At 49.8% G+C, this 15,605-nt stretch carries 13 protein-coding genes; 8 read left to right on the forward strand and 5 right to left on the reverse strand.

Translation table 11 applies throughout. From position 1 onward, the window contains the following. Window positions 1–86 precede the first annotated feature (86 nt). Window positions 87–812, forward strand: a complete 726-nt coding sequence (locus AC6B99_RS08950) for a response regulator transcription factor (protein WP_056030237.1) — start codon at window positions 87–89, stop codon at window positions 810–812. A gap of 384 nt (window positions 813–1,196) precedes the next feature. On the opposite strand, the gene AC6B99_RS08955 is transcribed toward AC6B99_RS08950, so the two are convergent. Next, window positions 1,197–2,063 carry a helix-turn-helix domain-containing protein gene (locus AC6B99_RS08955; protein WP_056030234.1) on the reverse strand — a complete coding sequence of 289 codons (867 nt, stop codon included), beginning with the start codon at window positions 2,061–2,063 and terminating at the stop codon, window positions 1,197–1,199. Window positions 2,064–2,200: 137 nt separating this feature from the next. On the opposite strand from AC6B99_RS08955, the gene AC6B99_RS08960 reads away from it, so the two are divergent. Beyond that, complete coding sequence (locus AC6B99_RS08960; protein ID WP_496663216.1) at window positions 2,201–3,169, forward strand: 2-hydroxyacid dehydrogenase; 969 nt, start codon at window positions 2,201–2,203, stop codon at window positions 3,167–3,169. A gap of 146 nt (window positions 3,170–3,315) precedes the next feature. Here the strand turns inward: AC6B99_RS08960 and AC6B99_RS08965 are convergent, their stop codons facing one another. From AC6B99_RS08965 to AC6B99_RS08975, 3 genes are all read right to left on the reverse strand, one after another. Continuing rightward, window positions 3,316–3,597, reverse strand: coding sequence for a hypothetical protein (locus AC6B99_RS08965; protein ID WP_494857962.1), 282 nt, complete (start codon window positions 3,595–3,597; stop codon window positions 3,316–3,318). Between the two features lie 87 nt (window positions 3,598–3,684). Beyond that, complete coding sequence (locus AC6B99_RS08970) at window positions 3,685–4,851, reverse strand: M20 family metallopeptidase (RefSeq protein WP_056030228.1); 1,167 nt, start codon at window positions 4,849–4,851, stop codon at window positions 3,685–3,687. 209 nt (window positions 4,852–5,060) lie between these two features. Beyond that, the gene (locus AC6B99_RS08975; RefSeq protein WP_056030225.1) at window positions 5,061–5,888 is read right to left on the reverse strand and encodes an AraC family transcriptional regulator; all 828 of its coding nucleotides are present in this window, start codon (window positions 5,886–5,888) and stop codon (window positions 5,061–5,063) included. A 142-nt stretch (window positions 5,889–6,030) separates the two neighbouring features. Between AC6B99_RS08975 and AC6B99_RS08980 the strand changes: the two genes are divergently transcribed. From AC6B99_RS08980 to phoU, 5 genes are all read left to right on the forward strand, one after another. Further along, window positions 6,031–8,097 (forward strand): beta-galactosidase, encoded by a 2,067-nt coding sequence (locus AC6B99_RS08980; protein WP_056030222.1) that lies wholly within the window; start codon window positions 6,031–6,033, stop codon window positions 8,095–8,097. 177 nt (window positions 8,098–8,274) lie between these two features. Further along, window positions 8,275–10,386: a methyl-accepting chemotaxis protein gene (locus tag AC6B99_RS08985; protein ID WP_496663217.1), complete on the forward strand. Its 2,112-nt coding sequence runs from the start codon at window positions 8,275–8,277 to the stop codon at window positions 10,384–10,386. Window positions 10,387–10,581: 195 nt separating this feature from the next. Then, window positions 10,582–11,799 carry a methyl-accepting chemotaxis protein gene (locus AC6B99_RS08990; RefSeq protein WP_496663218.1) on the forward strand — a complete coding sequence of 406 codons (1,218 nt, stop codon included), beginning with the start codon at window positions 10,582–10,584 and terminating at the stop codon, window positions 11,797–11,799. A gap of 157 nt (window positions 11,800–11,956) precedes the next feature. After that, window positions 11,957–12,712: a phosphate ABC transporter ATP-binding protein PstB gene (gene pstB, locus AC6B99_RS08995; RefSeq protein ID WP_056030213.1), complete on the forward strand. Its 756-nt coding sequence runs from the start codon at window positions 11,957–11,959 to the stop codon at window positions 12,710–12,712. Between the two features lie 76 nt (window positions 12,713–12,788). Then, window positions 12,789–13,448 (forward strand): phosphate signaling complex protein PhoU, encoded by a 660-nt coding sequence (gene phoU, locus AC6B99_RS09000; RefSeq protein ID WP_056032815.1) that lies wholly within the window; start codon window positions 12,789–12,791, stop codon window positions 13,446–13,448. A gap of 64 nt (window positions 13,449–13,512) precedes the next feature. Here phoU and AC6B99_RS09005 read toward each other — a convergent pair whose 3' ends face one another. Continuing rightward, window positions 13,513–14,415: a LysR family transcriptional regulator gene (locus tag AC6B99_RS09005; protein WP_056030210.1), complete on the reverse strand. Its 903-nt coding sequence runs from the start codon at window positions 14,413–14,415 to the stop codon at window positions 13,513–13,515. Window positions 14,416–14,582: 167 nt separating this feature from the next. On the opposite strand from AC6B99_RS09005, the gene AC6B99_RS09010 reads away from it, so the two are divergent. Next, window positions 14,583–15,539: a phosphate ABC transporter substrate-binding protein gene (locus AC6B99_RS09010; RefSeq protein WP_056030206.1), complete on the forward strand. Its 957-nt coding sequence runs from the start codon at window positions 14,583–14,585 to the stop codon at window positions 15,537–15,539. Window positions 15,540–15,605 lie beyond the last annotated feature (66 nt).

The raw sequence follows: 15,605 nt of genomic DNA on the forward strand, positions 1-15,605 counted from the left end.
TCACACTTAGCGCAAAAGGTTTACCACTTCTATATAATTTCATGTTAGAATAAGGTTGAATAAATGCAATAATGCTGGAGGTTACCATGTCGCATAAAGTGCTTGTCATTGAAGACGAACCGACACTCGCTAGGCTTCTGTCATACAATTTGACGCAGGAAGGCTACGAAATTACGGTCGCCGATCATGGTGGAGAAGGTTTGCAAACGGCGCTGCAGCGCAGCTTCGATCTTATTATTTTGGATATTATGCTGCCGGGAATGAACGGCTTCGACATTTTAAATCGCCTGCGTCAAAATGGCCTGCGGACGCCGGTCATTATTTTGACAGCCCGCAATGCCGAGGAAGAAGTCGTGCAAGGCTTGAAGCATGGTGCGGATGACTATATTACTAAGCCGTTCGGCGTTGCCGAGCTGCTGGCGCGCGTATCTGCGGTGCTGCGCCGGACTCAGCTTCAGGACGATAACATGATGCCTGAAACGACAGAGAAGATCATTACAGCGGGCGAGCTGTCGATCTATCCGGATAAGTATGAGGTTGTGCTGGATGGGGAATCGATCCCGCTGCGTCCGAAGGAATTTGAAGTGCTGCTGTATCTTGTCCAGCGGCCAGGCATGGTTATTACGCGCGATGATCTGATGAATGTTGTGTGGGGCTTCGACTACATTGGCGGTCAGCGTACCGTAGATGTGCACGTCAGCTCGCTTCGCAAAAAGCTGGAGCTTGGACAGCAGTCGGTGCAAATCGAATCGATTCGCGGCGTCGGCTATAAGCTCGTTATGCACAAAAAGCTTGTCACACCTAAAAGTTAAGGTGGACAAGCTTTTTTTATCGTTCGTTAGGGACGCGTGCGGCGGCTCGGTGAGGAAGGGCTGTGCTGCGCTGCGTGAAAGGTTTGGCTTACGATCGCCATTGCTGCCCAATTTCTCTAAACAATGCTCCGCATCGTTGAAATTGGGCAGCAAAAGCGAACGCTTCGCTTCTCCAGCTCAAACCTTTCACTCCCCTCCACACCAGCCCCACCTCTCCTCGCGCTCCCTAAAAATCAATAAAAAAAGCAAAGTCTGTAAAGCAGGAAGAGCGAAAGTGCAAAAGACAAAGAGCAAAGAGCAAAGACTAAGAACAAAGAGCAAAAGACTAAGAGCTTAACAACCGAAGACGAAAATGGTAACCCAAAATCAGAGAAGCTATTAGCTTTAGCTGCGGTCCCATTCCAGCATTTTGCGCTGGAATTGCTTGGGGGAGCAGTCGTTGTATTTTTTGAAGGTTTTATAAAAATGGGCCATATTCGGCATGCCAATCCGCTCGCCTACATCGGCAATGCTTAAATCCTTCGTTAGCAAAATACGCTCCGCCCACTTGATTTTGCGGTAATTGACGTATTCGGTGAAGGAAAGGCCAATCGTTTTTTTGAAAAACTTAACGAAATAATAGTAGCTCATATTCACAATTCGGCACATGTCCTCGACCTGAATGCGCTCGCCCAAATTGTTTTCGACATAGTCAAGGACAGGCTTGAGCCGGATATGGTCAAAATCATCCTGCCTAGCCAGGATGCGCTGGCTGTCGCCACGCAGCATAAGCAGCAGTAGCTGCTTGATCTGGATGCTGACGGCGATTTCATAGCCGGTTTCCTTGTGGGTTGCTTCATGCAGCAGCTTAGTAATCGCTTCGCTTGCCTGCTGCCGGATGGCTTTATTTTCACGAAAAATATAATTGGCGCGGCTCAGCGGATTTTCCGTCTCGGAAAAATAGCGGATATAAGGTATGGTGCTGTTGTCGAAAAAATCCTCGAGATTAAATTGCAGCACAATATAGTCCAGCTTGCCAACATTACGGTCGCGATGCAGCTGGCTTGAGCCGAGCACGACAATGTCTCCGCTTTCAAGATCAAAGCTGTCATCCTCAATATCGATCTTGAGACTGCCATTTATAATATAGATGAGCTCCAGCTGTTTGTGATAATGCCATTTGATCAATTCGCTGGTTGAGCGCTGTGTTCGAAAAATTCGGATAGAAAGCAACGGGTTCTCGTAAGGAACCTGCTCGTTAAAAGCTTCCAAGGCTGCTCCTCCTTCAGGGAACGAAATCGATTGTTGGTACCGGGAGGCAATATGATTTATTGTAGAGGGGATAGGGCTGAAAGGCAAGAGCAGGAAAGCAGGAACATCATGAATTCTGGAAAATGGAGGATTATAACATGAAACCAAAAGTATTTATTTCGAGCAAAATACCCCCAGAGGTGAAAAACTATCTCGATGAGCATTGCGAATGCCGGATGTGGGAGGGCGAGCAGGGGATTACTGGCGCGCAGCTGGCGGAAGAAATTAATGAAGTGGAAGGTCTGCTTGCTGCGGGCAACGCAATCAGCGAGCGTCTGCTGTCGGCGGCGCCGAAGCTGAGAGTCGTCAGCAACATTTCCGTCGGCTACAACCATAATGATCTGGATGCGATGAAAAAACGCGGCATTATCGGTACACATACTCCCTACGTGCTAGACGATACGGTGGCAGATTTAACGATGGCGCTCATGCTGGCTGCGGCCCGCCGGGTGGCGGAGCTTGATAAGCTCGTTCGCGCAGGCGAGTGGAAGCGCGGCATCGGTACGTCCTTGTTCGGCATTGATGTTCATCACGCCAAGCTTGGCATTATAGGCATGGGCCGCATAGGGGAAACGATTGCCAGACGTGCAAAATACGGCTTCGATATGGAAGTCAGCTATTATAATCGTTCGCGCAAGCCAGACTTCGAACAGCAGCTTGGCGTTCAGTACAGCCCGCTTGATCAACTGCTCCAAGAGTCGGATTTTATCGTGCTGATGACGCCGCTAACGCCGGAGACAAAGCATATGATCGGCAAGGAGCAGTTTGCCATGATGAAGCGCAGTGCCATCTTTATTAACTGCTCGCGTGGGGAGACGGTTGATGAGGCGGCGCTCATTGAGGCGCTGAGAAACGGAACGATACGCGGCGCAGGGCTGGATGTTTTTGAAAAAGAGCCGGTTACGCCGGATAATCCGCTGCTCCAGCTCGACAATGCAGTGCTGCTGCCGCATATTGGCTCGGCTACCCATCAGACGAGATATAATATGGCAATGCTTGCAGCGCGCAATCTTGTGGATGGCCTTTATGGACGTGAGCCGCAATATGTGATTCCTGAGCTGAAGTAGTATTTTTTCATTCCTTTATTCATTCAATGAATAGCAACTTTATTTGTCGTTACTAAATAAGGCCGGTATGCTCACTCTTAGGAGCAGCTACCGGCCTTTTTGCATGCGATTAAAACTATACGCCGATCATCTACTGGAGCAATCGGTTAATTTTTGTACGAGCTAGCCAAGCTGACCAAGTAGTAGATGAGGAGACCGAAAATGATGGCAAGCCCCAAATTGATGAATCCGAATACGAGATAGAGTGTCCGTGTGCCTGAATCGACCAGAAAAGCGGCGATGAGTTGAACAATCGCAGGAATAAGAAAAGCCAGCCAACAATATGCAAGACCCTTCTCCCAGCGGAAGCTGGCCCACACTAGCCCGCACGAGAAGGGAAGCAAGATCCAGGTCAATATGGTTTCCAGCATTTCAATACGAAGCTTCACGCTCCCTCGTGTTTAATTATGCTGAGCAGATATCGGCTTATTAAATGTTGCTGACTAAGTATCTCTAAAAAATTGCTAATCTGTATTTTAGTTGGTCTGCTGCTCAAACTCTGCTCTAATGCGTGCCAGCAAAGCTGGATCGTTATACACATCCGCAGCGGTGGCAGCGAGCATTTTCGCCCCGAAGATCATGCGCTCCAGGGCGCGCTCTGTAATGGCTGCGTCACGAAACCCTTCCGTATGCAGCAGCAAGCGCTCCTCGACGATTTTCACATAAGGATGAATAGCTGGGCAGTGCGTGGAAACATTGCCGAGGTCAACCGAGCCATGGTCCTTGCCGATTTGAATTTCGCCAACCTGAATGCCTGCCGCAATCAGGTTGGCGGAAAATTGCTCCGATAGCGCTTCATTCGTGCGCAGCTCATCATAAGACAGCTCATAATTGTTCGTGCGCAGCTCGCAGCCGGTTTGCAGGGCGGCTCCTTCGGCGCAGCGAAGCACCTTCGCGGTCAACTCGTTCGTATACATGCGCGAAGCCGAGCGAATATAAAATTTCGCCGAGGCATAGTCGGGGATAATGTTGGGCGCCTTGCCCCCATTGTCGATAATGCCGTGAATGCGCGTATCACTGCGGGTTTGCTGGCGCAAGGCATTGACGCTGTTGAACAGCTGAATGACCGCATCGAGCGCATTAATACCCTCATAAGGGCTGGCTGCCGCATGAGCAGCCGCTCCTGTAAATTCGAACTGCACGGCATCCATCGCCAGCGATTCGCCGGATTTTTCAAACGTATGGTAAGGATGCGCCATCAAGGCGAAATCGCAATCATCGAACAAGCCAGCTTCTGCCATCGGCACTTTAGCGCCCTTCGTTTCTTCCGCAGGCGTCCCATAGACGCGAATGCTTCCCGCTTCTAAAACCGATTTCAAGCCGACTGCGGCGCCGATGCTCATCATGCAGATGAGGTGATGACCGCAGGCATGACCGATTTCCGGCAATGCGTCATATTCGCAGAGGAAAGCGGCGATCGGGCCAGGCTTGCCTGTATCATAGGTAGCGATGAAAGCAGTAGCCAGCCCAAGCGTGCCCCGCTCAACGCTAAAGCCTTGACGCTCAAGCTCCGCGCACAGCGCAGCCGAGGCTTCAAATTCCTCATGTCCAAGCTCTGGATTCGCAAAAATCGAACGGGAAATCGCCTTAAAGCCCTCGCTATGACGCTCGATTTCCTCAAAAATCGCAGGTTTATTCAACATCCTCTTCATTCCTTTCTAAGCAACCACTTGTAACCACATCATAAATAAAGCAGATGCTGGCATTATAACATGCCGCGCAGTCTGCTAGATAGCCAGCGGCACCCATCGGCATACGCGGAGGGCAAGCTGAACGAGCTAATCAACCACAGTAGAACCACAGTAGAACCACAGTACAAGCGTCTGTTCCCAGAGTTGTGCGAATAGCTGGCTTAACGCATGCCGTGCATTTTTTTAAACTGCTCGGGCCCAACACCTTCCAGCCGCTTGAAGACGGAGCTGAAATAGCTTGCGCTGTCGAAGCCGGACAGCTTGGCGATTTCCTGCATTTTCAGCGTGCTCTCACGGAACATCAGCTGCTTGCTGCGGCTAATTCGCTCGCGGTTCACGTATTCCATCGGCCGCATGCGCATCGCTTTTTTAAACAATAGGCATAAATATTGCGGCGTCACATTAATCGCCCCTGCTAAATCCTCAATCGTAATGAGGCTGCCGGCATGCGCTTCAATATATTGAATGACGGGATGGAGCCGCGATAGGCTTTGATGCGCCGAATGGGAGCTGACACGAACAACCTTCAAGAGATCAAGCAGCATCGCATAGAGCAGTTTGGAGCATTCCAGGCCGAGAAAAGGACGGTCCGACTGCGACATCGCATATATGCTGCGCATATGTGAAATTAATACTTCTCCGTCTGCTGTTGCATAGACGCCGGATTCAGTAATGCCGGCCTGCTCGAACAACGTTTCGCACAGGCTGCCGCCAAAGCTGACAAAATGCACATCCCACGGCTCGCGGGTCGCATAATAACGATGCGGCACTCCGGGGAACAGGCAGAAGCCTTGGCCATTTTTCACCGAATAGCTTTTTTCTCCGATAATAAGCTCGCCTTCCCCAGAAGCAACCTGCAGCCATTGATAGTGGGGAAAGCCGTTCATGCGATCGATCGTCTCCTGATTGCCCCAATGTCCGATTATGTCGACGTAAAGCGGCAGCGCAAGCTCGGTATCCGTTACAAGCGGGAATGCGATTGTATCCATATGCTGCACATCCTGTTTCATATTTTTATAGAGATAAGAATATTGTGAGATTTAGTTTCAATAAAACGAAATATATAATATGAATATAGTTAAAGAATGAGCGTTCGTCAAACGAATGCCGCTATTACAGGAGGTTACACAGATGAGCAGCAAATTTCCACCAATCAGCTCGAAAATTCCCCAAATGCTTCATGGCGCGGATTATAATCCGGACCAGTGGCTTAAATATCCTCATATTTTAGAGGAAGATATTCGTTTAATGAAATTGTCGCACAGCAATGTCATGTCGGTTGGCATTTTTGGCTGGGTTGCGCTGGAGCCAGAGGAAGGCGTCTTCACTTTTGAGTGGATGGATCAATTGCTCGACCGCTTTGCGGCCAACGGCATTTATGCACTGCTTGCAACGCCGAGCGGAGCGAGACCGGCATGGATGTCGTCCAAATACCCGGAAGTGCTCCGTGTAGATGAGAATGGCATTCGCAATCTGCATGGCGCACGTCATAATCACTGCTTCTCCTCTCCGGTCTACCGCGAGAAAGTGCAAATTATGAATACGAAGCTTGCTGAGCGTTATTCGAGCCATCCGGCTGTTATTGGCTGGCATATTTCCAATGAGTTCGGCGGCGAATGCCATTGCGACCTGTGCGCAGAGGCGTTCCGCGGCTGGCTGCAGCAGCGTTATGGCACACTTGAGGCATTGAATGATGCTTGGTGGACGACGTTCTGGAGTCATACGTATACCGATTGGAGCCAAGTCGATACGCCAACGCGGCGCGGAGAACGGGCGGTTCACGGCATGAATGTGGACTGGATGCGTTTTGTTACGGACCAGACGGTGGACTTCTGCCGCAAGGAAATGGAGCCGCTTCGCGCAATCAACCCGGAGCTGCCAATTACAACTAATTTTATGCTCGACTTTGAAGGGCTTAATTATTGGAAATTTGCAGATATGCTCGATATGATTTCGTGGGATGCTTATCCGACTTGGCACAGCCTGGAGAGCGATAGCGAGCTGGCGGCTTGGATCGGCTTCAACCATGACATTTTCCGCTCGCTCAAAGGCGGCAAGCCATTTATGCTGATGGAAAGCACGCCAAGCATGACGAACTGGCAGCCGGTCAGCAAGCTGAAGAAGCCGGGCATGCATTTGCTTTCTTCCATGCAGGCCGTTGCCCATGGCTCGGATACGGTGCAATATTTCCAATGGCGCAAAAGCCGCGGCTCCAGCGAGAAGCTGCATGGCTCGGTCGTTGACCATGTCGGACATGAGCATACCCGCGTATTTAAAGATGTAACGGATGTAGGCCATGCGCTTACACAGCTTGGGGGAGTCGTAGGAACATCGGTTAAGCCGGAAGTCGCGATCATTTACGATTGGGAAAACCGCTGGGCGGTCAAAGACTCCCAAGGCCCGCGCAACTGCGGCATTCATTACGAGGAGACGGCGCGCAAGCATTACCGTCCGTTCTGGGAGCTAGGTATTCCGGTCGATATTATCGATTCCGAATGCGCATTGGACTCTTATAAAATCGTGATCGCTCCTATGCTGTACATGGTACGTCCAGGTGTGGGCGAGGCTATTGAGAAGTTTGTTGAAAATGGCGGCACGTTTATTGCGACTTACTGGACCGGCATCGTGAACGAAAGCGATCTATGCTTCCTGACGGGCTTCCCAGGGCCGCTTCGCAAAACGCTCGGCATCTGGTCGGAGGAAATTGATTCCCTTCATGACGGCGAGACGAATCGCGTAGTCATGACGGAAGGTAATGCACTGGGCTTGTCCGGCGAGTACGAAGCGCATGAGCTGTGCGACCTTATTCACCTTGAAGGAGCAGAGGCACTAGCCGTATACGGAGAAGATTTCTATGCTGGCCGTCCGGCATTGACGGTGAACCGCTTGGGCAAGGGGAAAGCGTATTATGTAGCTTCCCGCAACAAAGAACCATTTTTCACAGATTTCTTCAAGACGCTTGTGGAGCAGGAGGGCATTCGCAAAGTGCTCGATACCGAGCTGCCTGAAGGCGTGACTGCGCAGCTGCGTGGCGATGGGGAGTCGGACTATGTATTCGTATCCAACTTCACGCCGCAAGAGCAGCAGGTAGTGCTCGATAGCCATTCCTATGAGGATGTTTTGAATGGTGGTCAAGCGGAGTCTGCACTCACACTTGCTGCGTATGATGTTCGGATTTTAAAACGTAAATCTCGTTAATCGTTTCAAAATGATGAGAGAGCCGCGAACCTCGTTCGCGGTTCTTTTGTGCTGGAATACGCTTTATTGAATTTTAAAATATGAGAAACGTTGAATATGGTTCTAAATACCTATAATCAAATATAGGCATATTGTCGATTAACGATTCATGTTGTTTTGTATGGAGGAGTGGGTAGCATGAGAAGGAAGCAGCTGCATTTATCTTTGACGGTTAAATTGGTATCCTGTGTGGTCATTTGCTTGCTTGTCATTTTTACTGTAATGAATGTGCTGAATATTAATCAACTGGAGTCGCTTGCTGTGACGAAAGGCGAGCAGGAAGCGCAGTTGGCCGGAACTGATTTTGTGATGTCGGTACAGCGTGAGCTTACGGCAACCGAATCCAAATTGGAAAATCTGATGCTTGTCCTAAAGGAAACGCGAAGTGAAAAGCAGCTATCGCGTCAAAAGGTCGTTGAAATGCTGCAAACCATGGTCGAAAATGATCCACGTGTGCTGGCGTATTATACGTTGTGGGAGCCGGATGCTTTTGACCAAGAAGACGAGGCCAATAGTAATTACTCGACATACGATGATAAAACAGGCCGTTTTATTCCTTATGTTTTCCGTAACGGCAGTGGGACGGCAATCAATCCGCTTTCGGATTATACGGTGGAAGGGGCGGGAGACTATTATTTGCTGCCCAAGCAATCAAAAAAAGTAACTTACGTTGATCCTTATTTTTATAATGTAGCCGGTCAGCAGACGCTTATTACATCAATTGTTGTTCCCATATTGGATCAAAGTGGCAGCTTCCTCGGGATAGTCGGAGCAGACTTATCCATTGAGAGCTTCCAGAAGGCGGCAGCCGAATATTCGCCAATGGGCGGTTATGTATCCCTGATTAGTGAAAAAGGCAATTATTTGGCTAATCCGAATGATTCGGCAGCACTGAATGAGGCTTTCGGGGATAATGAAGGGAAGCAGGCGCTTCTGGATGATGTGATGAGCGGTACGCGTTATTCGGGCTACACGGCGGATTCGAATGGCGACGAAGTCATGCGGCTGTTTGAGCCGATAGCGCTGCCGGGAAGCAATCAATTCTGGTATAGCCAGAGCGTTGTTCCTAAAGCAGCGATATTTGAAGATTTTAATGCCAGTCGCACGACATCGCTGGTTATTGCCTGTTCTTCGATGATTTTATTAGGTGTTATTATTTCTCTCCTGATCCGCTTTATGGTTATTCGCAAGCTGAACTTGTTTAATATAGGACTTGAAAAAATGGCCGAGGGCGATCTTACCCAGACGATTGCCATTAAACAGCAGGATGAGCTAGGTCAGATGGCTGCTTCCTTTAATAGGATGACGGAGAAGCTGCGGGGCATGTTCCAGCTCGTAACGAATCTCGGGGTAGCCGTAAGTGAAACGTCGGAGCAGTTGACAGCTAGCGCCGATCAGACGAGCAAAGCGTCAGAGACGATAGCCGAATCGATTCAGACGGTAGCGATGGATGCCGAGACGCAAAATCAGCATGCCGGCGGCACCGCAGAAGCGATGTATGCGATGTCCAGCCATGTTCAGCGCATAGCTGAATCGAGCGATCAAGTAGCCTCCTCAGCGAATGGGGTCGCGCTGCAGACAGCGGATGGTTATCAATTGATGCAGGAAGCCGTCCGTCAAATGGGCCAAATCCAGCATTCGGTGTCGGAGACGGAAGCAGCGATTGAACGGCTTAATGAACGCTCGACCCAAATCGGACAAATGACGGGCCTGATTACAGCAATCAGCGTACAAACGAATCTGCTTGCGCTGAATGCCGGCATTGAGGCTGCGCGGGTAGGCGAGCATGGCCGGGGCTTTGCCATAGTAGCGCAAGAGGTGCGCAAGCTGGCGGAGCAGACGAAGCAGGCAGCGGATCAAGTATCACAGCTTGTGGATGGCATCCGCAGCGATACGGATCATGTGGCGCAAACGATGCAAAGAGGCTCCAAAGAAGTGGCGAGCGGCGCGCAAACGGTAGAGGGAAGCGGCGAGCTGTTCAATGCGATTATGAATGAAATGAGCGCAGTCAGCAGCCAAATTCAAGAGGTTTCAGCGGCGGCTGGCCAAATGAATGCAAGCTCGCAGCAAATGACCGCAAGCGTTGAACAAATGGCGGTTATAGCGGGCGACACGGCATCCAATTCCCATAATGTCGCAGCGGCCTCCGAGGAGCAGCTGGCATCGATGCAGCAAATATCGGCGGCGGCCGAGTCACTGGACCATATGGTTCAGGAGCTGCTGGAAAAATTGTCGCAGTTTAAAATTTAATTTCTCTCCATAAACCGCTATTCGCCTGCTCATTCAGCAGCGTGAATAGCGGTTTTTTTGTTCCTTTTCCTTAAAGTGGAATTTCCGAGAAGCGGGCTTGGTCTAATTTGACATTGCGTTAACATAGCAAAGTATTTCCGTTGATGCTAAAGACCTATAGTGAAGGAAGAAGGAATTACGGAAGGATGATGACCAATGACGACTGCTGAGCTAGCGTATCCGATGGATATGAAGCTGGAAATGGACGAATTAGAAGCCTGGCATCCAGAGCAGCAAGCAGAAAACGTCTTAACTGCGGAGGCTGCCGGTTGGGGAGAGCAGACAGACGCTCCGTCGCATCAGGCTGCTCGGCTTGCCGATTTTATTCGTCAGGCGCCGATTGTGCGGGAGGAGCGGACCTGCAAAGAGACGATAGCGGTCTTCAAGCAGCATCCCGAATCGGAATGTGTGGTCGTTTGCGACGCTGCCGATCGAGTGAAGGGACTCATGATGCGGAATCGTTTTTTTCTAAAGCTGGGCCATCGTTTTAGTGCCGATTTATATTATGAAAAGCCTATAACCGTCATGATGGATGCAACTCCGCTCATTATTGACTTCGAAAGCGCCCCGGACCATCTCATTGAGCGGGCGCTTAATCGTCAGGAGAAAGTACTCTATGATTGCGTGCTTGTGACGGATGCAGACAAATTCACTGGGGTCTTGACAGTTGCCGATTTGCTGAAGCTTTCCAAAAGGCTGCAGGAAGAGGCGGAGTTGGCCCAGCGCAGGACGATTCGATCTGCGGAGGAGCGTGTAAAGGAGATCGAATCAGCAATTCAAAGCGTGCGCGGCTCCACGGAGGAAGGCGAGGAGCTTTCGGTCGTGATGGTCGATTTGACGCTGAAGGGGAAAAACGAGCTGGATAACGTAACGAAGGCATTCGCTTCCATCGCGGCCAACTCCCAGCTTCAGGAGGAGCGAATGCGTGCCTTGCAGGCGGAAGCTGGCTCGATTAGCAAGGTGTCAGGGCTGATTAAGGAGCTGGCAGAACAAAGCAATTTGCTGGCGATCAATGCTTCGATTGAAGCAGCGCGGGCTGGCGAGCATGGGCGAGGCTTTGCAATCGTGGCTGGCGAAGTGATGAAGCTGGCGAACCAGACGAAAACATCAGCGGGTACGATTACATCGCTTATTCAAACGATTATCCAGGAAATTGAACAAACGGCGCAGCTGGCGAAAAACGGCAGATTGGAGACGGCGTCTAGCGAAGCGCATGTGCATGAGGTAGAAGGCGCATTCAATAGCCTGTTTCAAGCGGCAGCCGAAAATCGCGGCAATGCCGGGCAAATTGGGGCATTGTCCGAGCAGGCTTATTTGCAAGTGCAGCACGTCGCACAGGAAATGAGCAGCCTGCAAAAGAGCACTCTTTCATAAAACGTCTACTTTTAACACTACGTTAACATAAATGCAATATAAGATTTACAAACAGTCTGTAACATATAGAACGGAACAGACTAGTTGCGGCATGAATCACATACAACCCATAAACAAGGGGTAAACGGGCAATGGAAAGCAATAAGGAGGAGAACGTTTGGAAGCGCTAATTAACATAGACAAGCTGAATCTTTATTACGGGGCGTTCCACGCACTGAAGAACGTATCGCTTACGATTCCGGCTAAGGCGATTACCGCCTTTATCGGGCCTTCCGGCTGTGGCAAATCGACCTTGCTGCGGACGCTTAACCGGATGAATGACATGATTCAAGGAACGAGGATCGAAGGCAGCATTATCATTGACCAGCAAAATATTTATTCTAGCGAGGTAGAGGTAGAAGCGCTGCGCCGTAAAATCGGCATGGTGTTCCAGCAGCCGAATCCTTTTCCGAAGTCGATTTATGATAATGTGGCTTATGGCCCGCGTCTGCACGGCATTACAAACAAAAAAGAGCTTGATGAAATTGTAGAAACGAGCTTGAAATCTGCGGTGCTGTGGGGCGAAGTGAAGGATTCCCTGAAGCGCTCGGCACTGGGCTTATCGGGCGGTCAGCAGCAAAGGCTTTGTATCGCCAGAGCGATTGCGGTAAATCCGGATATTTTGCTGATGGATGAAGCGACTTCGGCGCTAGATCCGATTTCTACCTTGAAAATCGAAGAGCTGACCCAGGAGCTGAAGGACAAATATACGATTGTAATGGTCACTCACAATATGCATCAGGCGGCTAGGGTGTCCAACCAAACGGTGTTTTTCCTGAACGGCGAAGTCGTTGAATATGCGGATACGGAAAAGCTGTTTTCCAATCCGTCCGACCAGCGCACGGAAGATTATATTTCCGGACGCTTCGGCTAAATTTGGCTAATGCCAAATAAGCGGGCTCATGCGTTTTCCATGTAAAGATTGATCATTTGGGAGGAAATTTAAAATGATGACAACACGCAAGGAGTTCGACCTCGGCCTCGAGCAGCTGCATAATTTTGTAATTGAGATGGGGAATTTTGTTGAAAATGCTTTGGTCGAATCCATCGAAGCTCTAAAAGCCGTTGATGTGGCGCGCGCGCAGCAGGTTATTGCTGCTGATCCTTCGCTCAATCAACTGGAGGAGAAAGTAACAGAGCTTGGGGCAAAGCTCATTGCGACGCAGCAGCCGGTAGCGAAGGACTTGCGCCGGATTTTATCTTCCTTCCGCATTGCCAGCGATTTGGAGCGGATGGGCGATCTGGCGGTTGATATTGCCAAGGTCGTATTGCGCATGGAAGGGCAGGAGCTGATCAAGCCGCTCATCGATCTTCCGCGCATGGCCGAAATTGTACAAATGATGACAACGGAATCCATCCAATCCTTCATTCAAGAAAATGTCGACCTCGCTTACAAAATGGCCAAGGATGACGATCAGGTCGATGCGCTGTACGGGCAAATTACCCGTGAGCTTTACTCGCTAATGATGGAAAATCCCCGCAACATTACGCAATCCTCGCTGCTTAGCTTTGTTGGCCGTTACCTGGAGCGCTTCGGCGACCACGCCACCAACATCGGTGAGAGCGTCGTCTACATTGTGACAGGCACAAGACCAGATTTGAACGTTTAGCCTCATAACCTAGTGAAAAAGGTTCCGTCTCCACGCTGCTGTGGAAATGGAGCCTTTTCTTAATTTATAAGCTGATTCTATCCAGCACCTGCTGCATAAAAGCTTGATCCCAGTGCTGGCTGCGCCAGCTGGCGATCATCGGCCACCGGGCTGCCTCACTGTCAAGGGCGGCAAGCTGTAATCCAAGCTCATCTAGCTTAGCCGCTTGCGGCAGTAAGCATTCGGGCAATATAGCAAGGTCACCGCAGGCTGCGGCGGCATTTATAAGCAGCTCCACCGATCCGAAGGACGCATGCGAGGTTAAGGAATACTGGTGCTTGCGGCTCCATTCATGTATACGCTGTGCGACGGAGCTGTCAGCAAGCTCGGCAAACTCATATTTCTCGAGCTGGGAGTCCAATGAAATTTCTTCTGACCAAGCATATAAAGGATGCTGCTGAGGAATCATAACCCGGAGCGGCGAGGCGCCAATCGTCTGATAGCGGAATTCGCCGCCATCAACCTGCTGTTTTCCTTCCCCATACATAATAAAGTCAACCGTTCCCAGATGCAGCTTCTGATAAAGCTCCTCCTCATCATGAACGGCGATGGACATAATAGCGGCATGGCTTTCGGAAAGGGTCCGCAGCTTTCCCATTGCGGTACTGTTTGTGAGGTAAGCGGCGGTACTGGTCGTACAGCCGATTACAAAACGATTTTTCTCTGCCGCATGAATGGCGCCAAGTCTCGACTCCGCCTCGCTATATAATTGGTCGATTTGCGACGCATAATGAAGCAGCAGCTTTCCATTGCGAGTGAGGAGCACTTTCCCCGTTCGCATCTCGAACAGCTTGACGCCCCATTCCTCCTCCATTTTCTTCATATGAAAGCTGACGGTAGGCTGTTTGATTTGCAAGGCATTGGCCACCGCCGTGATCTGTTTATAGCGATCGATGAGGACCATTAACTTCATTTTTAACAAACTCATGAGCTGCCTCCTGAAATCTTTCATTTTATCTATATCATATCCACATTCATAGAAAAAATCTATGAGATTTAATTGATAATTTTACAAACAGAAAACATTAGGTTAATGCCCCCGATCTACAATAGGTCTTGTGAAGCAAACAAGGTATTGAGAGGGGAAAATAAGAAATGAAGAAGTCTTTGATGTTGATTATGGCAATGGTACTGACATTTACACTGGCTGCATGCGGCCAAGCAAACAATGGAGGTACAACAGCTGGCAACACAACAAGCTCAAGCAGCCCATCCACAGAGCCCTCCGCTGAACCGTCAGCAGAAGCATCTGGTTTAACAGGCTCGCTTCTTGCAACTGGATCCTCTGCCCTGCAACCATTGGTTGACCAAGCATCGAAAATGTTTATGGAGAAAAACAGCGGCGTTACGATTCAAGTACAAGGCGGCGGCAGCGGTACAGGCCTGACGCAAGTATCCGAAGGACAAGCAAATATCGGCAACTCCGACGTTTATGCAGAAGAGAAGCTGGATGCAGATAAAGCAAAAGAATTGGTTGACCACCAAGTGGCAGTAGTCGCTATGGCAGCAGTTGTAAACAAGGATGTAAAAGTAGACAACCTGACGAAACAACAGCTGATTGATATTTTCACAGGCAAAGTAACGAACTGGAAAGACCTTGGCGGAGATGATGCAGCAATCGTAATCGTAAACCGTCCAGCAAGCTCCGGTACTCGCGCTACTTTTGAGAAATATGCACTTGGCCAGAAATCCGAAGATCTTCAAGGCTCGATCCAAGAGGATTCGTCCGGTACCGTTAAGAAAATTATCGGTGAAACACCAGGCGCTATCGGTTACCTTGCTCTTTCTTACCTTGATGATTCCATCAAAACAGTAAGCTATGACGGCGTAGCAGCTAACGTAGAAAACGTAGCCAACGGCACGTATCCAGTATGGGCTTACGAGCACATGTATACAAAAGGCGAGCCTGATGCAGCAGCAAAAGCTTTCCTGGAATACATGATGAGCGAAGAAATCCAAAACGAAAAAGGCTTGGTTGTTGAGCTGGGTTACATCCCAACTAGCCAAATGCAAGTCGTTCGCGATCTTGACGGCAACATCACTAAGAAGTAATAGCTAATCATTCATAGGCCAGCACAAGAGGCGGATTCGCAATCTGCCTCTTTCTGGCTGTATAGA

It is taken from the genome of Paenibacillus liaoningensis (assembly GCF_059609455.1).